We start from the raw sequence: 20,065 nt of genomic DNA, 5'->3' as shown, positions 1-20,065 counted from the left end.
TACATTTTATTTAAATCTCTTTGAGCAAAAATAAAAATCCGGCTGAGCGTGACATAAATCGCCGGATCAAAAGCTGTATTCCGGAGTTCAAACAGAGATTTACAAAAGAAAACGGGATGGAATGCAGCGCAATCCGTTGTCAACTCTAATGTCTGTAAAGGAGTGGATCATGATAAAGAAAATGATGTGTTGTTTTTTGTTGATACCGCTGATGTCGTTGATGCTATCATGTGATACAAAAGCGACTCGAGTGTTGGTCGTAACCGGTGGGCATGATTTTCAAGAGGATGCGTTTTACGCCATGTTTGACAGCTTTGCAGATATCACCTATGACATAGCCGTTCAGCCGAAAGCCAATGTCCTTTATACCACCGGTGATCTGGACCCGTATGATGCTCTGGTGTTCTATGACATGTACCAGGAGATCACTGCTGAGCAAAAAGCTGCATTTTTGGATATCCTGAAACAGGGAAAAGGCATGGTTTTTCTGCACCACGCGCTGGTATCCTATCAGGACTGGGACGAATATGAACAGATTATCGGCGGCAGATATATTGAGAAAACCGATTCAGGGCAAACAGATGCTTCAACTTATCAGCATGATGTGGATATTCCTGTTAAGGTTATGGAAACGTCGCATCCAGTGACCCGGGGAGTCAACGACTTTGAAATACATGATGAAGTGTACGGCGGGTTTCGTGTATCGGAAACAGTGCATCCGCTCTTGTCAACGAATCATCCGCAAAGCAGTAAAATGATTGGTTGGTATCACATCTATAAAAACTCCCGTATCGTCTATATCCAGCTGGGACATGACCACCATGCCTATCAAAACCCGAATTATCAAAAGCTGGTTCGGCAGGCGATTGACTGGGTTAAAGCATCATCATCCGTAAATTAATGTAATACTGACTCAGAGTATGCGAGAAAAGTCAGGACTCTATGAAAGAGTTTTAGAAATGTATATACAATTCACGGAATCTCTGCTGGACTATTATGAACGAGGCCCGCGGGGTTTCAAGCCACTGAATAATATGTGGATTCAGGATGTTGAAGAAAAACAATTTTTTGTATCGAAAAATTACTTTGGCATTTGATTTCAGGTTTTCGTATCTTTTGCAACTGAGTGACATTCATTAACCAATGGATCGTTAACCGAAAGGAGGACATCCCTCATGAAACGCATGCTACCCGTTTACATCATGTTGTTTATCACCGTTACATTGTCCGCAAACGAGTTGATTGTCAAAGCGGACAGTCTTTATGCATTGCGCAGTCAGGGTTTCAATGAAGAAACGATGATTGCGGATTCCATGCAGATTGATCAAAGTATCGTGGCATACAAAAGCGCTGTTGAATCCTCACAGGGCGAAGCAAAACAGGAAGCCATTTGGAAACTGATGCGCGCCTATTATTTTAAAGGGCATTATTGCACAGACAATGTCGATTTGCAAAAGAAAATATTTGATCTTGGTAAAGAGCGGGGACAAACCGGATTGAATGAATTTCCGGAATCGATCGGGGTTCACCTCTGGACTGCGATTTTGTGGGGTGTTTGGGGCGAAGCTTACGGTATATTTGCCGCAGCGCGGCAAGGTGTAGCCGGCAAGATCAGAGAACACTCGGAAAAAGTCATCGAGATAAATCCGGACTATAAACAGGGAGCCGGATACCGGGTGTTGGGCCGTCTGCACTTTAAAGCGCCAAAAATTCCGTTAATTCTGGGCTGGCCGTCAAAAAAGAAAGCTGTCGAGTATCTTGAAAAAGCTTATGAAATTTCACCTGATCATATCATGACAACCCAATATCTGGCTGAAGCGCTTTGGGAACGCGATCAAAAAGACCGCGCTGTTGAACTGATGAACAAAGTGATCACGATGGACATATCTGTAGGCGTTGTGGAGGATTTTGTTGCCAAACAGAACGCCAAAAAGATATTGGAGGAATGGCAATAAAAAGATCAAGCGAATGCCGCCTGACACAGGACGGCATTCGCTTTTAACGGATCTGGATGATCACTCAACGCTTCGAACCGCTTCCCGGACCATCTGGTTTGCATACCCCCACTCATTATCATACCAGCTCATCACTTTTAAAAGATCACCGTCCACAACCTGGGTCAATATCCATTTTTTACCAGGGCAGCTTTTCAGGATCTGTTTCAGCCAGAACCTGAATTCGTTATTATTTTCAATGTTGCACGGCCAATACGTCCGAGTCCGTTGATTGCAACATTTGTCATATTATTCCTCCTTTTTGTATTGTATTTGGTGTTGTACCTTAATATTGTATATATTTTCATAACAGGAGCTTTCATAAAAATCCAAAATCATGGTGTTTCCTATCAAAACAAATACAATCGATTTGATCATTCGCTTTTTTTTAGGATGAACCCTATGGGATTGAAACGACGAAATTGTATAATGGGTTATAGTGAATTCAAGCCAGTATAGACTGAAGTGTCAGGGCATTTTTTGCAGCATAGCCGTTTTGATCATTATCAAAATAGCAATAGACGTCATAGCCCTTTTGAGTCCAGGTGAGAAACCGTTCGCACCATTGCTCAAGGGTGGTCTGATCATAAGACCCCTCATAAGCGTCACCCGGACCATGCAGACGAATATAGACGAAATCTGCCGTTACCTGGTATGGGGTAGTTGTACCGGCAAGTTCGTATTGACAAAAGGCGGCATTATATTGGGTCAGAATTTCATAGGTTTGTTCATTCCACCAGCTGGGGTCACGAAATTCGAATGTATAACGATACGCTGTTGGCAGTGTTTGCAGAAAAGATTGCAGACGCTCTTTGTTGAATTTCCATTTTGGCGGCAGCTGAAATAAAATGACTGAACTCTTTTCACCAAGAGATTCAATACGTTGAAAAAAGGTCCTCACCGCGTCTTTCGGATCCTTGAGTTTTTTCATATGCGTGATGTAGCGGCTGGCCTTGACAGCAAAATGAAAATCCTCCGGTACGGTATCCCGCCATGTTTCCAGAGTCTGCTGCCGGGGCAGTTGATAGAATGAATTGTTGAGTTCAACGGTTCGGAATCGCTGCATGTAATATTCGAGCCATTTTTTCTGAGGCATGTTTTCGGGATAAAAGGTACCACGCCAGTGTTTGTAATTCCACCCGGATGTACCGATATAGATTTTTTTTGTACTCATACTTGAATATTCTCCTGAAACACTCAGGAAATATCGGTTTGATGCTGGTTACAAAAATAGGAGGAACGGCTGGAAATGGTCTGTTTTACGATATTTCCACCGCATAATGGACATTCAGCGCCCGGTTCGCGGTTCGGGAGTAAAAATTCTTTGGGAAATGCACGAGTCGAAGCCAGGCTCTGAATACTTTGCTGAAATACACGTTTTATTTCATTATACAAATGTTTGAGCCGGCTGTCGTCCAAAGCGCCGGCGCAGCTTTTCGGATGTATGCCGGACTGAAACAAAATTTCATCTGAATAGATATTGCCGATTCCGGCAATGATTTTTTGATTCATAAGAGTCGACTTTATTGATCCCTTTTTATTTTTCAATAGATCTTTCAGAGTTTTATAGGTAAAATGTTCCGAGAATGCATCAATGCCCAGCTCTTTAGAATCGATAAAGTCCTGTTCATTCCCTGCCAAATCAATCAGCCCTAATTTTCTCCGACAGTCATAGGCCAGGTAATAACCGCTGGAAAAGGTTAAAAGCAGCCGGATGTGATCGGGAGCGCTTTCTTGGTTTAGAAAATACACGGGAAATCCGGTCATGCCGAAATGCAGCACCACGCTAGCGCTGTTGTCAAGCCGCAGGAATAAATATTTCCCATGCCGTCTGCTGGCATGAATGCTGTGATCCAGCAAATGCTGTTTTAATTCCTCTGCGGAAACATCGCCAAGAAGTTCCGGGGAACGCAGGTCTATTTTGCGGATGGTTTGATGCAGACTGGTCGAATCCACATATTGTTTAAAGACCTGAACATCAGGCAATTCCGGCATTGTTTTCTCCTTGCTTTTGCTTGTTTTGTTGCTCCTGTTTATAGTAACAAAGCTTTTGATACAGATTCATCCTAAAAACATCAGATTTTATCAGTTTAAAATATTTGATAATGTTGCTTGACATAAATAAAAAAAATTGCTATTATATGCCGGATAGAGGAAAACTGGAGCAGTGCCTCTATCTAATACTTTCCTTTATTATTTGATAGGACAGCTTATGGCCGAGTATCGTTTACCCTGCCACTTTTTCCGGCCTTTTTCTTTTGTTTTTTGATCCGGTTTTACGGATACAATCTCAAGACGTTTTATCAGATCAGCTGATCTGGTTCATAAAACTATGTCCGAACGGAGTTTTAAACCCAACCGGACTGTAAAACATTGCTGTTTTTTGCCTAATCAATTCATTTTTTGATAGTGATGGACCTTGTATCTCGTGGAGAACGTAAAGTTATGAAATGTTTTAAATCTGAAATGATGATGGCGTTTTTCTCCGTGTTTTTTATCCTGTATCTGGTGTTTTCTCCGATCCTGTGTGATCTACTATTTGCTCTAGCGGCAGACAATTATCCGCCGGTGATCGCGCATGTCCCCGTGGAAAATCCAGTATATGGTCAGAAATTGCCGATTCGTGCGCATATTGGGGATCAGTCTTCGCTGCAAAAGGTAACGCTTGTTCTCACGATTAACGGGGTCAGCAAACGCGGCCAGATGCGAAACATGTCGGAGCAGGTTCCGGTTGTCGCCGAAACCCGGCAGGAGGCGCGTGTATATTCAGGGCCCGGCAAGCGTTATGATTACAAGGGCACCATGCCTGCCGGAAGACGCTTCAAAGTTGCACAACTTTTTGACAATTACATACAAATTGTTTCGAGTAACGGATCGCACGGATTTATTGCGAGGAATGCTGTCAAGGTGCTGGGAGCCGGCACTCTATATAGTGTAACCCTGCCGGAATCCATCACACGTCGATCCGGTTTGACCTATCAAATCGAGGCGGAGGATGTTTACGGTAATAAACGGGTAACCGATCCATTTGACATACGTTTTTCAACCGAGAAACAGGCCCAAGCCCGGGAAAGATCAAGCGGGAGACAGGCAGTCAGCAGTACCGGCTCCCGAACTTCCCGGCCGGTATACAAACGTGGTTGGTTCTGGCTGCTGCTGCTTGCCGCAGGCGGCGGTACCTACTATTATCTGACACAAATGCAATCGGATAAAGAGGGTACTGTTGATGTTCTGGTAGAATGGGAGTAGTGTTGATTTGAATCATCTTTTGGAGAATCCAATGTTTCTTAAAGCGCGCATTTTATGCATTGTTGTTATCCTGATTTTTCTCGTTGTGTCTCTGTCCTGCAGTCTGCAGTCTCCTGGGGGTCATACGCAAGGACAAAGCAGTATAGCTGCCCGCATCTCTTTCAATCAGGCCGGACTAACGCCGGCCTCATTCGACAGTCTTGTGATCACCATCACCGGTGACGGTATTTCTCCGATCAGGGATTCACTGCTGCTTGACGGTGTAAAGGGCCGGGCCCGGATTAATGTTCCGGCGAACAAGGACCTTCTCGCGACGGCGGTTGCCTACCGGGATACCCGTCAGGTGATGAGCGGTGCTGACAGTTTCCGGGTTTCGGATGGAGAAACTGTTCCTTTGTCTATTATGATGAATTTCCTCGTTCCCACCATTATTGTCTCACCTCCGGATTCGACACTTTCAGTGGGACAATCTATAACCTTGTATCTGGCGGCACGTCAGGTGGTTAACATGGCAACATTCGGCGCGCAAGTGCAGTTCGATCCGGCCGTGTTGACGGTTCAGGAACTTGGACGCGAGGACGCGTTTTTGAAAAGCAATGCCGGAAATGTGAATCAGCTGTTATTCAGCAAGGATAACAGCGGGGGTACGGTAGATGTTGTTTTTGGGATTTTTCCCGCTTCTGCTGCTGTGACCGGACAAGGAACCGTAGGCCGTATTGTGTTTACGGCTGTTGACACCGGTATCACTGATTTATCGGTACGCGTTGATCATGACGTCAATTCCAATTATGCATTGTTTGATCAGAATGCAAATCTCATGTACGCAATGGGACTGGGCGGACGCATTACGATACAATAAAACCGTTCAGTTTAATGATAAAATGTGGAGTGCAAGATGTTTAGAACGATTGTCTTTGGTTTCCTGTTGTCGATTTTACTCATACAGCCCGCAGTCCGGGCGCAAGGTACCATCATTACTGCAAACTGGGGGCCGCCGTCCGCTGCCAATGAATGGCAGAAATTCGAGATTTCTCTGACAGCGGATCAATTCGGTGTGTCGCAATCCGATTTTGAAGAGGTGATGGCCAATGTCCAGCGGATTCGTATTCGTACGGAAACGCACAGTGGACATGATATCGGCTCGATTGATAACGTCACCGTAGGTACGCGCTTTTCCAGTGAGTTCAATTCGGGACTCGACGGTTGGAACGCGCATGGCGACGGCACGATGCAGTGGACGGAAACCGGCGGTGTATCAAACAGCGGCTATATTGCTGTGCATGACTGGGCCCGGGGCGACTGGCATTATGCGGTGGCTCCTGCAGCGTGGAGCGGCGACTGGTCTGGTTTGATCAATTCAACGTTTTCCTTTTATTACAAATCGGATTATCCGGATGCTTCGGCAGAGCTGGAAATATCGAGTGTCTTTGAAAAACGCATTATTTTGACGGCAAATCCTTTGGTCACCCCACCCAATTCAAATTCGCGGGTGCGTGTGAGTTTGAATGAAATTCCGGCTTCAGATGTAGAAATTTCCCTGAGCTCTGAAAATCCGTGTTTTGAAGTGCCCGCGAATATCACCATTAATGCCGGTGCCTCATATGCAGAGTTTGATGCCACGGTTCCGGCGGATGCGGACACCGGCTGCACCTCGGCCATTGAAGCCACGGCTTCCGGTTATGTGTCTGCGCGTCTGATTCTTACCGTCGGCGAGACAGCCGGCGGCGAAGGAGGCGCATCACTTTGCGGCCAGGTGACAGATGCCACAACCGGTGATGGTATTGCCGGGGCGCAAATCACGGTTGCAGGGCTGTCCACGACTACAGACAACGATGGAAATTATTGTATCCAGAACATACCCACAAATGTTATTCTGGCCAATTTCAGCGGCACGCCCAGGTCCGGTCCGGCACCGTTGACCGTACAGTTTGAAAATTTGTCCGGTGTCGGTGTGTCAACGATCTCCGCATCCGCAGAAACCTATTCAACATTTCGATCTACGGTTTCCTTGTCAGAGGGGGAAGAAAAAACCCTGGATATCTCTCTGAGTCCGATGATCACAGATGCGGAAATGCGTATTGTGTTGAACTGGGGTCTGAATCCGAGAGACCTGGATATTCATTTATTGGTGCCCAAGCCCGGCGAGGATACGCATCATCTGGTTTACTATTCGGACAAGGGATCAAGTGACTCATTTCCTTACGCCTATCTCGATCACGATGATACAGAGAGTTACGGACCGGAGACGATTACCATTAAGCAATTTGTATCCGGGAGATACAAATTTTATGTGCATCGATATGCAGGAACAGGGAGTTTAACGGCATCTGAGGCTGTGGTGCAGATTTATACGCGGGCAGGATTGGTTCACACAGTGAATGTCCCCGCCAGCGGCACCGGTGACTATTGGATGGTGGGTGAAATCGACGGCAATACCGGACAGGTGTTGATTGACAGTTACATACAGGGATTGCGGCCCAGTACCGGCGCACTGCACAAAGGCATGGCCGCGGCGCTGGATCAAAAGCAGGTTCAGGCGGCGCAGGATATTGTATCCTGGTCCTGGGATTTTGACGGCGATGGTGTGGTCGATTCTGAGGAACAGCATCCGCAGTGGGTTTATGCAAATCCCGGAAACTATACTGTGACCCTGACCGTTTCGGATGGAACCCGCGATTATGTTGAAACCAAGACTCATTATATCACAGTTACCGGCGAGCCCTCAAGAGAAGATGCTTATAAGGTGTCCATTACCAGCATCGATCCGACGAATTTTCCGCTTGTCAAGCTGTTTGTATCTGTGATTGATACGCTGACAAATGCACCCCTGACGGGCTTGCCGTTTTCTGCATTTGATGTTACAGAGGACAATCAGGCTGTATCTGATCTGTCAATATCTACACTGAGCATGACATCCGGTGCAAAGGCAGACATCGTTTTTGTATTTGATATCACAGGCAGCCTTGATGATGAATGGAATGCGCTCAAGAACCGCAGTCTGGCGTTTGCGGATTCTATTGCAGCCCGGGGCATGGACTATCGTCTGGGGCTGGTGACGTTCAAAGACGAGATAACGTCTATTCATGATTTTACAACGGATGCCCTTGAATTCAAGACATGGGTCGATGGACTGGATCCCAGCGGCGGCGGCGACAGCAAAGAGAATGCTCTAAAAGGCCTGGAAGCTGCAGCTGAACTCAGCTACCGCGCTGTGGCGCAGCGGATTGCAGTTCTGATTACAGATGCGGATTATCATGAGGCGGGTGAAAGCGGCGACGGGATCACCCATTTTACCACGGAAACTATGATTTCGCATCTGAACGCCCGAAATATTCTCTGTAACGTGGTCGGACCGGATGAACCCCAGTTTGAAAAACTGGCGGAACAGACCGGCGGCTACTTTTACAAGCTAAGCCAGGGCTTTAATAATATCCTGGACCGCATCGGTAACCAGATTTTACAACAGTATGTGATCACCTATGTTCCTACCAATACGACTCCGGATAACACTCAACGCACTGCAAAAGTCCAGGTGAATTACAACAGCAAAACCGGAAGCGATCAGGGGACCTATTATATCGGTTCCAGTCAGTTGTTGACTTTTCCGCAGGTTGTTCTGGGCATAGAAGGCAGAACATTTACCATCGATGTTTACGCGCAAAATGTAATGAACCTTTCGGCCGCACAGTATTATCTGCTCTACAACAAGAATAAAATCAGCGCTCTGCAGGTGACGTCCGGCGGGTTTATGAGCAGCGGCGGAGCTTCGGAGGCGTTTTTGTCTGATATTGATGAGGCCAATGGTCGAATTGAAATCAATCAATCGCGGCTGATTCAGGGGAATTCGACTGAATCAATTTCCGGAAGCGGCCTGCTGGCATCTGTTGAATTTGAGGTCAAAGTCAGAAATTGCGCCAGTACCATAGATTTTTACGGACTGGATTTGCGGCAGACTGATGGAACAGCCATCGAAGTGAACAGTTCCGGCACGGAAATAGAGTCCGCCGGATCAAGCGGTTCATCATCGATCTTGTGTGATTTTGATGAGGATCTGGATATCGATACCCGGGATTTTGCACTGTTGGGAACCTACTGGAAACCGGTCAATCATGCAAGCGGGGATGTCGGGCCGGCCAGCGGCGCTGTGCCGATGCTGACACCGGCGCCGGACGGGCGCGTCGGGTTTGAAGATTTGTTCACCTTTACCCGCATGTGGAACTGGTACTATCTGGCTCTGAATACAAACGGCTCCTCTCTTGCCAAACAGGATGGCCGTTTATTCGGACAATGGAGTGAAAACGACGGAAAACTGCGCTATGATGTTTATCTAAAAAATGTAAACCGTCTTGCCATGGGGCACCTAAAACTGTCGTTTAATACTGCTGCATTGACAGTTGACCGGATTGAATCGGGCAGTCTCCTGACACCCTCCGATGAATCCTGTGTGCTGTTTACAGACACGGGGCAGCCGGGACAGGTCGATGTCACCTTTTCGAAGCTGACCGGCACCAACCAGAGCGCTGTGATTAACCCGAGCGGTGTTTTATTTTCCATTCTCTTTCAAAGAACCGGCCAGGGCGGAGCGTCCGCGCTCTGCTTTGAGCAGGTTGATCTGCGCAGCCCGGATAATACTCCGGTCAGTGTTATCCGGGACAATCAGGATAATCTGGAAATCGAGACCCTGCCCGAGACCTACAAATTGGCCAATTATCCGAATCCGTTTAACAATCGGACTGTGATTCGCTACGAACTTCCAATTGCGGGACGGGTTGATATTCAAATTTACAATATTCTGGGCCAACCGGTACGGGAACTTGTGCACAATCCCATGCAGGCCGGTATTCATACTGTATCGTGGGATGGGAAAAACAACTATGGCATTGATGCAGGTTCCGGGATGTATATGCTGAAAATGACTGCGGGAAATCAATCGTTACAGAGAAAACTGCTTTACCTGAAATAGTATCATATTCGATTCTCCGGAAAAGTTGCAGAATTCTTTACAAGATTGAAAGAAGGGGGGCTGCAAAAAAAACAATTGCATTCCCCGGGGGATTTGGATATCTTTAGAAAATTGTGAAATGAATTGTGAATATATACAATGAACACCCATCCGCTGGTCATCGCCCATCGCGGCGCCTCTTATGGGGCGCCGGAGAATACAATGGCTGCTTTCGAACTGGCCCTCGAGCAGAATGCCGATGGTATCGAAACGGACGTTTTCATGACCCGGGACGGGGAGATTGTCTGTATTCACGATCCATCAACACGTCGTACCGGGAAACTTTACCACAATGTGGTGCAGGCCAGTTATAATGATATCCGGAAACTTGATGTCGGGACCTGGAAGCACAGTCGGTTTCGGGAGCAGCGTATTCCGCGATTGGTCGAGTTGTTTGATTGGTTGCCGTCAAGCAAGTATCTTTTTCTCGAGATCAAGGATGGACTGCGAATTATAGAGCCGCTACGACAATTGCTGATTCGCGCCCGGTTTCCGGTTCAGCAGCTGCGACTGATGTCCTTTGAGGAGAGCATTGTAGCGGCCTGCGGCAATCTGCTGCCGCAGGTTCAAACATTGCTGCTTGTCGATTACAAAGGTTTGTATCGATATTGGCGTCCCGGTGCGCGGCGTACCATCAGAAAACTGTTAAAGACAGGGGCGAGCGGGGTGAACAGCCGTGGTTTGCCCGGAATTGTCAAACCGGCCTGGGTGACCCGTCTGCACGCAGCCGGGTTTTCCGCACATGTGTGGACCATCAACCGTCCCGATCGAATTCGTTATTTCAACCGCTGCGGTGTGGATTCGATCACTACCGACAGACCGGATCTTGTCTATTCGGAATTAAATTTATCCCGTACAAAAAGAAATCAAAGGAGGCGATATGAATATCCTGATCGTCTATGACTCGGTGTTCGGCAACACGGAAAAAGTGGCGCGTGCCGTCGGCAGCGCATTCGGAACCGGACACACTGTCAAATGGGCTCGTCCTGCCGAGCTTGACGCTTTTAAGGTAGCAGCTGATTTGCTGATTGTCGGTTCACCAACGCGAAAATTTCAGCCCACAGCTGACATTCAAACGTTTTTAAAACAGCTTGAGCGTCGATCATTAAATGGCATTGGCGTGGCTGCCTTTGATACCCGGATTTCAGTTGAGGATACAAATTCTTGGCTCCTGCGCTTTTTTGTCAAACTTTTCGGCTATGCTGCGGAACCTATGCTCAGGACATTACAGCAAAAGGGCGGTACTGTAAAAGGTGACCCGGCCGGGTTTATCGTCAATGCTACCAAAGGTCCGATCAAACAAGGCGAACTGGAGCGAGCCGAAGCATGGGCGAAACAGCTTGTATAGTCGCCCTGTATCGAAGATAGTCCGATACAGGGCGTTCGGTTTATTTCAGCAGTATCATTGATTTTGTGCAATCGAACGTTTCTGTTTTTAATCTGAAAAAATACAGTCCTGAAGAGAACGGGTCTGCTTGCCAGCGGACCTGATATTCACCCGGCGTTTGCTGCTCATTTACGAGTGTGCTGGCCAGGCGACCCTTTATATCATAAATCAATAAAAGTACAGTTGTCGGATCGGCAACTTTGTAGCGGATGGTTGTAACTGCATTGAACGGGTTCGGATAGTTTTGAAACAGAGCAAACTGCTCCGGCAGTTGTTTTGTTTCCACCTCTGTTGCTCCCTGGAATTCGACCGCACCGATATCAATCACGCTGTTGTAAAAACGTGGATTGTTACACTGATCCCACGTACAAGAGATGGCTGAATTGTCTCCGGCATCAATAGCAGGACTTTCCGCTGCGAGCGCGCAGGACAGGGTCAATCCGCCGTAATCCCCATAAGGCAGCAGCTGCGGATCGCTGGTTGCGGCGCCGGCCAGGCTGCCGTCCATCACCAGATTGTGGTTATTCACTGAAGGCACGGTTCCGCTGAATTCACTGTCAGCCAGGCAGTTGGCCATGATTGTGTTGGAAATCATCAACCCGGGGTCCATGTTGTTGATCGAAGCTCCGTCCATGGCCTTGTTTTTATTAAACGTGCAATTAATGAGTTCAGTCATCATGCCGGCGCCGTACATACCGCCGCCCTGTCCGCTTGCGCTGCACAGGTTTTCATAAAATGTGGTGTTGGTGATCTCGCAGGGATCTGTAGAAATATTGTATATACCAGCTCCGCGATTGTCGACTGAATTGCCGCTGATGTTGCATCGATCCATTTCTATAAACTTCATATTGCAGATTCCGCCGCCGTTGTTTGCTGTGTTTAAAGTGAAACTCGTCTCTTCCGTAATCAAACGCGCTTCTTCACCTTCGTTGTAAAAACCGCCGCCGTTGCTCTGGGCGTGATTGGCCCTGATCGAGGATCGGGTCAGTAGCAAATAATCGGTGTTGTTGATGCCGGCCCCGTCTCCGTCGCATAAATTTGCGTGTACGCGGCAGCTGTCCATCTCGATATAGCTTCCCATGCCGCTCGTCGGATAACCTGGGGCAAATCCGTTGTACAGTCCGCCGCCATCCTGATCCGCGGTGTTTGAATGTAATGTACAGTTAAATGCATAAATATTACCGCCGAGTGTATTGAAAATGCCGCCGCCGTCCGTTGCGGCATAGTTTTCCTGCATTTGGACTGAATTTAATATCAGACTGTCGTTTTCGTTGAACAAGGCGCCGCCGCTTCCTGATGTGTTCCGCATAAACCGGGTCAAATTCAGTTCGATCCATTCATAGCTTTTTAGATAACATCCGCCGCCATAATCCACGCATTCGTTTTGCGAGAACACACTATTATTGACATGCACCGGTCCCAGGGACAGTAAAGAAATACCTCCCCCGTCGGTCTGGCACTTGTTCTGATTAAACTGACACCAATCAATGGTCACCTCCTCAAACAGTCCTGCGATCGCACCGCCCTTATTTGCTTCATTTTTTGAGAATGTCGTCTCATTTAAAATCAAATCGGCATCATTGGCGCTGTAAATACCACCCCCGTTGCTTGTGGTTATGTTTTCTACAAACTCGGATTGATTAATATCCAAAAGATTTTCTGCAAATGCGAAAACACCTCTGCTATTCATTTTTAGTCTGCAATTTTCCATGAACAGGTTACAGGATTCATCCAGAGAAATCCCTTCCTGTCCATTGCTTTGTATTTCAGTGTTTAAAATATCCAGAAACGGCATATTGCCATAATCCATCATATTGATCCCTATACTGCCATTGTAACTGATGTTTCCATTATGCATTTCAATCGGACCGTCTGCATGCAATCCAATTGCGCTGTTGGAATCGATGGTTGTGGATATAAATTGACTGGTATCATTGCTCGTCATTTTAAAATGCACGGCGCCGGAATTGTTGTTGCAGATGTTGCTGCGGATGATGGAATTTTCGCATGAAAAATCGACAAAACTGTAGACTGCTGCCCCATGATCCGCTTCATTGTTATTGATTTTGCATTCCCTGATCTCGACTTTACCGGACTGGGTATCAAGCATGATTCCACCGCCGTCGAGCAGGGCTCTATTGCCGGAGATTTCCGTATCGTAAACATACAGGTTACCCTCATTGTAAATACCACCACCATCGCCGGTTGCATAACAGTCGAGTACACGGCAATGACTCAAATAAAGCGTTGCATGGTTCAGAATACCCCCGCCGTTTTCCGGTAGTCGGGGAAACTTACCGTTCTTCCCATTAATAAACTGGATCCTATAAATGTAAGCGGTGGCTGTCCGACTGAAAGCCGGTTTGACAACCCGTAAAATTGCGGTTTTGTCCTGTCCGTCCAGAACCACGGATTGTTTTTCGTTCCCAATAATGTAAAGTGTCTTGTTAATCTCCAGAGTGCTGGAAAGTCCAATAGTGGTGATACTTTTGAATTTAATCGTGTCTCCCTTGGCTGCCCCGGCGATCGTATTTCTCAAAGACCCGGGACCGCTGTCCGCGTTGTTGTTTACATAGTGTGTTTTTGAAAATCCGGTTGTACATACCCCCAGAACCATGAGCGATAAAATGAGACGTTTCATAATGCTCCTCCTCCTTGATAAAGAATGTATGTTATGAATGTGACTCGCCAATTACAATCTGATGAGAGTCGCAATCCAGAAGCATGAGAGTCCAAGGGTATGGTCGTCTGTGGAATAGCTAGTCATAAGTAAATTCGCGCCCCGATCTGCTGTTGATCTTTATTTACGAAATAATGAGCGAAAAGTCAATCATTTTCTGAACCAATGGCTTTTTTTTAGTCTTGCCAATAAGTGTTGTGTTTTTTATATTGATACAACATAAACTTGAGGATACATTGTGGTTGAACTCGGATACCAGTCACTGAATGCTGCATTTGTTTTTTCTGCTTTTGCGGCGCTGCTTTATTTTTTGCATGGCCGGAGAATGCATTCATCTTTTATATGGATTGCTGATCGCGCACTGGGTGCAGCGGCGGCGCTTTGTACCATAGCGCTCGCTGTTTTGCTCTATGAACTCATTACACATAATTTTCAGCTTGAATACGTGGCCCGGTATTCTAATCGGTCTTTGCCCTGGTACTATTTATTGACCGCCTTGTGGGCAGGGCAGGCCGGATCCCTGCTTTTGTGGGCCTGGCTGCTCGGACTGTTTTCCATTCTATTATTGTGGAGAAAAAAACAACACTCGGAATCTTTTCTTCCCAATGCTCTGGGCATTATGGCCGTCTCGTTGTGTTTTTTCCTGTTTTTGCTGGTTTTTAAAAGCAATCCATTCTATCTCTTGCCCTTTGCTCCCGAAAAAGGCACCGGACTGAATCCTTTGCTGCAGAATCCGGGTATGATTTTTCATCCCCCGTCACTTTATATCGGGTTTGTTGCGTACACGGTTCCTTTTGCCGTTATGATATCTGCATTTATACTGAATGAGCAAACCCTGCAATGGTTAACTCTGGTACGCCGCTGGTCACTTTTCGCCTGGGTATTTCTGACTGCCGGTAATATTCTGGGCATGCAATGGGCTTATGTGGAACTCGGATGGGGTGGATACTGGGCCTGGGACCCGGTTGAAAACGCCTCTCTGTTACCATGGCTGACCGGTACGGCGTTTCTGCATTCTATCATTGCCCGGGAACGACGGGATACCCTGAAAACCTGGAGTTTTGCCTTGCTTGTCCTGACATTTGCTCTGACCATTTTCGGAACCTTTGTGACCCGCAGCGGCCTCATTTCGTCTGTGCATGCATTTGGTGTTTCCTCCCTGGGACCGGCTTTTCTGGTGTTTATGGGGGCTATTCTGGCCGGATCTTTGCTTTTAATGCTAAAGCGTAAAGACCGGTTTAAAGGCCGTGTCATCCAAAGCTGGCGTTCGAAAGAATCCGCTTTTTTATTGACCAATCTCATCTTGCTGTTGTTTGCGATTGCTGTGCTTATCGGCACTCTGTTTCCTGCAATCTCGCAGGCTATAGGAGATCAGCAGCTGTCTGTTGGTGAGTCCTATTATAACCGGATTGCCGCGGTACTCGGCGTTGCACTTTTCCTGACCCTGGGAGTCTGCACGCTCCTGGTATGGGGACGAACCTCTTTGGATTTAATCTGGAGAAAAATCCGCATCCCCGGTGTGATTGCGGTCTTTACACTGATTCTTTTGTTGATAAAAGGTATACACCATGCCGGGTTGGTTCTGGCTGTGGCCACCGGTGTGTTTGTCCTGATCCTGACCGTTAATCAAGCTGTGGAAACCATTCAGAAATCGCTGCATACCAGTGAGAAAGGATTTTTCCGCGGGTTGACCGCTGCCTTGACCCGCAACAAACGCCGGTACGGAAGCTATATTGTTCACCTCGGCGTCACTTTGTTTTTTATCGGTTTGACCCTATCTTCGACCTTTGATTCTCAGTTGGAACGCACCCTCCGTCCGGGCGAATCCATACAGGTAGGGAGTATGACGCTGAATTACAAAGGCCTGGAAAAATCATCCGAGCGTGACTTGACTCTGATTTCCGCGCGTTTTGATTTATTGAGAAATGGCAGGCAGGTAAACCCTATTATTTCCCAGAGACAGTTCCATTCCAATTATCAGCCTGTAACCGAGGTCGGTATACGATCATCACTGCTGCGGGATATTTATGTTATTTTGGCGGATTATCAACTGGACTCCCAAACCGCTACGGTGCAGATTATGGTGAATCCTATGGTTCTGTGGATATGGATGGGAGGTATAATTATGGTACTGGGTACTCTGGTTTCTTTTGGCGATAAAAAACGCTACCCATCTGCCATGCAGGACGACGCCGGCGTATCATTGCAATGAAACCGGTGCAGATGAACTGAACTTTTATAATCCGATCCTAAAGGAGTTGCATGCTCGATTTTATAAAGATTATTATACTTTTTACGGTGCCGGTTGTTTTTTCCTCGCTTGAAGCCGGAGAACTGGCGGGTACTGTTTTGAATGCAAGCCGGGACAGTATGCCCGCTCCCGGTATTGATGTTGAGCTCCTGGCGGTTATTGGTCAGCAGGCTCCCTTTACTCTTGATACGACGACCACTGATTCAAGGGGGCGTTTTAAACTACAGCTGAATCAACCCGCGAGCGGGGGGACTGTATATGCATCGGCTCAAAATCAGGGCGTGCGCTATTATTCGGATGCTTTGTCGCCGGATGAATCTTCAGGTTTGACGCTTTTTGTTTATGATACCACCCACAGCGCTGCATCGCTGCATATTCTGATGCACCATGTTGTGGTTCAGGATTTAGGTAAAACCGTACACATCCGTGAGACCCGTGTGTTTGAAAATGATTCAAACCTCACGGTTCTCGATGTTCGCTCTGACACACCGGTCGGTCCGGCGCTGTTTCAATTTTCCGTTCCGAAGGAATTAATGCTGTTTCAGCCGGGCGAACGGCTTTCGGATGCTGATGTGATGTATGAAAAAGGCCGGGTGTATGACAAACGAATTTTACCACCTGGAAAAAGTCAGCTTACCTATACCTATGAATTGAACTGGAAGGGCAACCGTACGCCTGTTTTAACCGATATTCATCCTGATACACGTTCGTTTGGCGTTTTTCTCGCAGACACGCATCTGCAGGCGATATCGGAGCATCTGCAGGATCGCGGTGATTTTCAGATTGGTTCGCATATCTACAGACGTTACAGCGGCACTCGGGCCGGGGATAAGACTCTTTTGCAGTTTGCTGTAAAACGCGAGGGCGTGAGCGCTCAATCTCCCTGGCCGGCTATCATCATCAGTGTGTTTTTTTGTATTGGCGCCTATCTGATCGTACTGCGGGTAAAACGGAAATGATCACGGTTCAGGAATGCAGCAAATATTATGGTCATCGGCCGGTTCTGAATAAAATCAGTTTTTCAGTGCAACCCGGATCGCGAACAGCCGTGCTGGGAGGCAATGGAGCCGGCAAAACGACATTGTTGTTTATCCTGGCCGCATTGATCAGACCGTCAGGCGGAACCGTTCGGGTGGGGGGATATTCCGTCACTCAATATCCTCATATAGTCCGGAAAATGACAGGTCTTGTTGCTCACCAACCAGGGTTGTATTCTGATCTGACAGCGTATGAAAATCTAATGCTCTTTTCGCGCATGTATGGTATTCAAAAACCGGCCGGTAGAGTGCGGGACCTGCTTGAGCAGGTGGGGCTGGCTCGTCAAAACGGACTGTTTGTGCGTCATTTTTCCCGCGGTATGCTGCAGCGGCTGTCGATCGCAAAAGCAATTTTGCACCGTCCGGATATTTTGTTGCTGGATGAACCATTGACCGGACTGGATGCCGGAGCACAGCATGCTTTGATTGATATTCTGGAAAGCCGCAACCGCAACACCACAATCTTTTTTACAACACATCGCTTTGATTTTGCAAAGCAGCACGCAGACCGGATTCTTGTTCTTAAAAACCTGGGCATTCGAGCGGATTGTTCTGTTAAAGATATCACAACTTTGGAACTGGATGATTGGCCGGTGACAGGGTTATGATCTGGCTGCGTCAAATGTCAACGCTGCTGTTCAAAGACCTGCGAATCGAATGGCGCAGCAAAGATGTCATGATTGCCATGCTCATGTTTGCATTTATCGTCATTACTGTGTTTGCCATTGTCTTTGATGGAACGGAAAAAACGCTCATCCCCGGAATCCTTTGGGCCGCCTTGCTGTTTGCCGGAAATTTGGGTATGAACCGTTCAATGGAACGCGAAATCGAAAACAGCGCTCTGACTGGACTGCGGGTATGTCCGGTCAGCCGCAGCGCAATCTATGTGGGCAAATTACTCAGCCAATTGATCTTTATGCTGCTAACTGCAGCGATTGTTCTGCCGCTTTTGATTGTTTTTTTCAACATGCAAATGCCGATCCAGCCCCTGCGCTTTGGTTTGATTCTTCTGCTTGGATGCATCGGTTATTCAGCTGCCGGCACTTTTTTGGCTGCCATGGCGCTGCAAACTCGTGCCCGGGATTTGATGCTGCCGATTTTGCTGTTTCCACTAACTGTGCCGGTTATTCTGGCCGCGGTCAGAGGAACAACCCTGACTTTATACAGCGAGGCCTCGAGCGGATTCCTGTCAGCGTGGCTGAGACTGCTGCTTGTCTTTGATATCATAATGATCACGGCTTGTATTCTATTATTTGAATATGTGATAGATGAATAAGGAAGTACTATGCTAAAATCGATCAAACCTCTCTATCTTTTACTATCCCTGGTGACCTGGTTGTTGTTAACCGTTGCTTTGTATATGGTTTTTTTCTTTGCACCGACCGAACAGAGCATGGGACATATACAGCGTATTTTCTATTTTCATGTGCCCTCGGCCTGGACTGCATTCCTGTCATTTTTCATCGTGTGCGTGTCCGGAATACTGTATTTAAAGTCGCGGTGTTTCAAGTGGGATTATCTGGCGCATGCCGCGGCTGAAATCGGTGTATTGTTCATCACCCTGGTGCTGCTCAGTGGCCCGTTATGGGCGCGGCCGGTCTGGAATACCTGGTGGACCTGGGACGCACGCTTGACCACATCGTTTGTATTGTGGCTTTTATACATTTCTTATCTGCTGCTGCGTCGATTTATCGAAGAGCCGCAGCGTCGAGCCCAGTTTGCGGCCGTATTCGGGATTGTCGGGTTCCTTGATGTTCCTCTGGTGTATATGTCGATCCGCTGGTGGCGCACCCTGCATCCAGGCGCGGTGATCGGCGGCGGCGAGGATAGCGGCTTGCATCCGCACATGCTGATCACTCTGTTGGTTTCTCTTGTGGCGTTTACAATGCTATTCATCACTCTGGTCCTGTTGCGCAGCCGAACGTTGAGAATGGGGGATAAAGCGGAAGCGTTAATCTGGAAAACAAGTTTGGAGAGTCAATAAATGTCTGATTTTGTCTATCTTTTTGCGGCTTATTTTATTATTGTCACTGCTGTTTTGCTGTATCTGGTGCGCAATTTTGCTGTTTTAACACGAATCGAAAAAAAAATACAGCATCTTGAATAAGATGTTCACCCCTTTTGGCTTTAAAAGGTGGCTTTATAGGTAATGTTGATAGGCCGATGGCTCACTGAATCCGGATAAACCCGGGCCGCCTGGATATATCCTTGCGAATCGACTGAATTGGCGTAAAACAGCGAATTTTCCATAACAAAGAAACTATAGATACCGGGGGCCAGGCTCACCTGAAAAAAACCGGATTTATCTGATTGAATACGCGCTATGGGGTCTGTTTTGATTTTCCTGAAAAACGCACTGAATCCGACCTGCTCAACGTCACTATTCCGGGCAGCTTTGTATACAAAAATATCCCGTACCACAGGCTGTATGGTACCGCTCTGTGCAACAGGCAAAGTCTCCTCGC

17 protein-coding genes and 1 pseudogene are annotated in these 20,065 nt (G+C 47.2%); 13 read left to right on the top strand and 5 right to left on the bottom strand.

All coding sequences use genetic code 11. From position 1 onward, the window contains the following. Nucleotides 1-169 precede the first annotated feature (169 nt). Nucleotides 170-901 carry a ThuA domain-containing protein gene (locus U5R06_13860; GenBank protein MDZ7723853.1) on the top strand — a complete coding sequence of 244 codons (732 nt, stop codon included), beginning with the start codon at nucleotides 170-172 and terminating at the stop codon, nucleotides 899-901. Nucleotides 902-1,175: 274 nt separating this feature from the next. After that, entirely contained in the window at nucleotides 1,176-1,955 is a 780-nt protein-coding gene (locus U5R06_13855) for a tetratricopeptide repeat protein (protein ID MDZ7723852.1), read from the top strand. A 60-nt stretch (nucleotides 1,956-2,015) separates the two neighbouring features. Here U5R06_13855 and U5R06_13850 read toward each other — a convergent pair. From U5R06_13850 to U5R06_13840, 3 genes and pseudogenes are all read right to left on the bottom strand, one after another. Beyond that, a pseudogene (locus tag U5R06_13850) lies at nucleotides 2,016-2,123 on the bottom strand (type I glyceraldehyde-3-phosphate dehydrogenase). 316 nt (nucleotides 2,124-2,439) lie between these two features. Beyond that, nucleotides 2,440-3,168, bottom strand: coding sequence for a DUF72 domain-containing protein (locus U5R06_13845; GenBank protein ID MDZ7723851.1), 729 nt, complete (start codon nucleotides 3,166-3,168; stop codon nucleotides 2,440-2,442). Nucleotides 3,169-3,191: 23 nt separating this feature from the next. Then, entirely contained in the window at nucleotides 3,192-3,989 is a 798-nt protein-coding gene (locus U5R06_13840; protein MDZ7723850.1) for a DNA-formamidopyrimidine glycosylase family protein, read from the bottom strand. 450 nt (nucleotides 3,990-4,439) lie between these two features. On the opposite strand from U5R06_13840, the gene U5R06_13835 reads away from it, so the two are divergent. From U5R06_13835 to U5R06_13815, 5 genes are all read left to right on the top strand, one after another. Continuing rightward, nucleotides 4,440-5,243: a hypothetical protein gene (locus U5R06_13835; GenBank protein MDZ7723849.1), complete on the top strand. Its 804-nt coding sequence runs from the start codon at nucleotides 4,440-4,442 to the stop codon at nucleotides 5,241-5,243. 31 nt (nucleotides 5,244-5,274) lie between these two features. After that, nucleotides 5,275-6,102 carry a cohesin domain-containing protein gene (locus tag U5R06_13830; GenBank protein ID MDZ7723848.1) on the top strand — a complete coding sequence of 276 codons (828 nt, stop codon included), beginning with the start codon at nucleotides 5,275-5,277 and terminating at the stop codon, nucleotides 6,100-6,102. Between the two features lie 36 nt (nucleotides 6,103-6,138). Continuing rightward, nucleotides 6,139-10,206, top strand: a complete 4,068-nt coding sequence (locus U5R06_13825; protein MDZ7723847.1) for a PKD domain-containing protein — start codon at nucleotides 6,139-6,141, stop codon at nucleotides 10,204-10,206. 138 nt (nucleotides 10,207-10,344) lie between these two features. Further along, nucleotides 10,345-11,148 carry a glycerophosphodiester phosphodiesterase family protein gene (locus tag U5R06_13820; GenBank protein ID MDZ7723846.1) on the top strand — a complete coding sequence of 268 codons (804 nt, stop codon included), beginning with the start codon at nucleotides 10,345-10,347 and terminating at the stop codon, nucleotides 11,146-11,148. Further along, nucleotides 11,126-11,593, top strand: a complete 468-nt coding sequence (locus U5R06_13815) for a flavodoxin family protein (GenBank protein ID MDZ7723845.1) — start codon at nucleotides 11,126-11,128, stop codon at nucleotides 11,591-11,593. The genes U5R06_13820 and U5R06_13815 overlap by 23 nt, the downstream gene beginning before the upstream one ends. Nucleotides 11,594-11,633: 40 nt before the next feature. On the opposite strand, the gene U5R06_13810 is transcribed toward U5R06_13815, so the two are convergent. Next, nucleotides 11,634-14,273, bottom strand: coding sequence for a choice-of-anchor Q domain-containing protein (locus tag U5R06_13810; protein MDZ7723844.1), 2,640 nt, complete (start codon nucleotides 14,271-14,273; stop codon nucleotides 11,634-11,636). Between the two features lie 277 nt (nucleotides 14,274-14,550). Here U5R06_13810 and U5R06_13805 point away from each other — a divergent pair, with 277 nt between their 5' ends. The 6 genes from U5R06_13805 to U5R06_13780 are packed head-to-tail and all read left to right on the top strand — an operon-like array spanning nucleotide 14,551 to nucleotide 19,707. Then, nucleotides 14,551-16,524, top strand: coding sequence for a cytochrome c-type biogenesis CcmF C-terminal domain-containing protein (locus tag U5R06_13805; GenBank protein ID MDZ7723843.1), 1,974 nt, complete (start codon nucleotides 14,551-14,553; stop codon nucleotides 16,522-16,524). A gap of 50 nt (nucleotides 16,525-16,574) precedes the next feature. Further along, entirely contained in the window at nucleotides 16,575-17,522 is a 948-nt protein-coding gene (locus U5R06_13800) for a hypothetical protein (GenBank protein MDZ7723842.1), read from the top strand. Beyond that, the gene (locus U5R06_13795; protein ID MDZ7723841.1) at nucleotides 17,519-18,208 is read left to right on the top strand and encodes an ABC transporter ATP-binding protein; all 690 of its coding nucleotides are present in this window, start codon (nucleotides 17,519-17,521) and stop codon (nucleotides 18,206-18,208) included. Before U5R06_13800 ends, U5R06_13795 begins: the two co-directional genes overlap by 4 nt. Continuing rightward, entirely contained in the window at nucleotides 18,205-18,876 is a 672-nt protein-coding gene (locus U5R06_13790) for a heme exporter protein CcmB (protein MDZ7723840.1), read from the top strand. Before U5R06_13795 ends, U5R06_13790 begins: the two co-directional genes overlap by 4 nt. Before the next feature lie 9 nt (nucleotides 18,877-18,885). Then, complete coding sequence (gene ccsA, locus U5R06_13785) at nucleotides 18,886-19,584, top strand: cytochrome c biogenesis protein CcsA (protein MDZ7723839.1); 699 nt, start codon at nucleotides 18,886-18,888, stop codon at nucleotides 19,582-19,584. After that, nucleotides 19,585-19,707, top strand: a complete 123-nt coding sequence (locus tag U5R06_13780; protein ID MDZ7723838.1) for a hypothetical protein — start codon at nucleotides 19,585-19,587, stop codon at nucleotides 19,705-19,707. Between the two features lie 20 nt (nucleotides 19,708-19,727). Here U5R06_13780 and U5R06_13775 read toward each other — a convergent pair whose 3' ends face one another. Then, nucleotides 19,728-20,054: a hypothetical protein gene (locus U5R06_13775; GenBank protein MDZ7723837.1), complete on the bottom strand. Its 327-nt coding sequence runs from the start codon at nucleotides 20,052-20,054 to the stop codon at nucleotides 19,728-19,730. Between the last annotated feature and the right edge of the window lie 11 nt (nucleotides 20,055-20,065).

This window comes from candidate division KSB1 bacterium (assembly GCA_034521575.1).
Lineage (GTDB): Bacteria > Zhuqueibacterota > Zhuqueibacteria > Residuimicrobiales > Krinioviventaceae > JAXHMJ01.
Note: the sequence above shows the minus strand (reverse complement) of the source record. Positions and strands in the feature narration are given on the sequence as shown.

What these genes read in the sequence shown, in the direction of transcription:
- U5R06_13860 (MDZ7723853.1), top strand. Translation starts at nt 170, where the DNA reads ATGATAAAGAAAATGATGTGTTGTTTTTTGTTGATACCGCTGATGTCG.
- U5R06_13855 (MDZ7723852.1), top strand. Translation starts at nt 1,176, where the DNA reads ATGAAACGCATGCTACCCGTTTACATCATGTTGTTTATCACCGTTACA.
- U5R06_13845 (MDZ7723851.1), bottom strand. Translation starts at nt 3,168, where the DNA reads ATGAGTACAAAAAAAATCTATATCGGTACATCCGGGTGGAATTACAAA.
- U5R06_13840 (MDZ7723850.1), bottom strand. Translation starts at nt 3,989, where the DNA reads ATGCCGGAATTGCCTGATGTTCAGGTCTTTAAACAATATGTGGATTCG.
- U5R06_13835 (MDZ7723849.1), top strand. Translation starts at nt 4,440, where the DNA reads ATGAAATGTTTTAAATCTGAAATGATGATGGCGTTTTTCTCCGTGTTT.
- U5R06_13830 (MDZ7723848.1), top strand. Translation starts at nt 5,275, where the DNA reads ATGTTTCTTAAAGCGCGCATTTTATGCATTGTTGTTATCCTGATTTTT.
- U5R06_13825 (MDZ7723847.1), top strand. Translation starts at nt 6,139, where the DNA reads ATGTTTAGAACGATTGTCTTTGGTTTCCTGTTGTCGATTTTACTCATA.
- U5R06_13820 (MDZ7723846.1), top strand. Translation starts at nt 10,345, where the DNA reads ATGAACACCCATCCGCTGGTCATCGCCCATCGCGGCGCCTCTTATGGG.
- U5R06_13815 (MDZ7723845.1), top strand. Translation starts at nt 11,126, where the DNA reads ATGAATATCCTGATCGTCTATGACTCGGTGTTCGGCAACACGGAAAAA.
- U5R06_13810 (MDZ7723844.1), bottom strand. Translation starts at nt 14,273, where the DNA reads ATGAAACGTCTCATTTTATCGCTCATGGTTCTGGGGGTATGTACAACC.
- U5R06_13800 (MDZ7723842.1), top strand. Translation starts at nt 16,575, where the DNA reads ATGCTCGATTTTATAAAGATTATTATACTTTTTACGGTGCCGGTTGTT.
- U5R06_13795 (MDZ7723841.1), top strand. Translation starts at nt 17,519, where the DNA reads ATGATCACGGTTCAGGAATGCAGCAAATATTATGGTCATCGGCCGGTT.
- U5R06_13790 (MDZ7723840.1), top strand. Translation starts at nt 18,205, where the DNA reads ATGATCTGGCTGCGTCAAATGTCAACGCTGCTGTTCAAAGACCTGCGA.
- ccsA (MDZ7723839.1), top strand. Translation starts at nt 18,886, where the DNA reads ATGCTAAAATCGATCAAACCTCTCTATCTTTTACTATCCCTGGTGACC.
- U5R06_13780 (MDZ7723838.1), top strand. Translation starts at nt 19,585, where the DNA reads ATGTCTGATTTTGTCTATCTTTTTGCGGCTTATTTTATTATTGTCACT.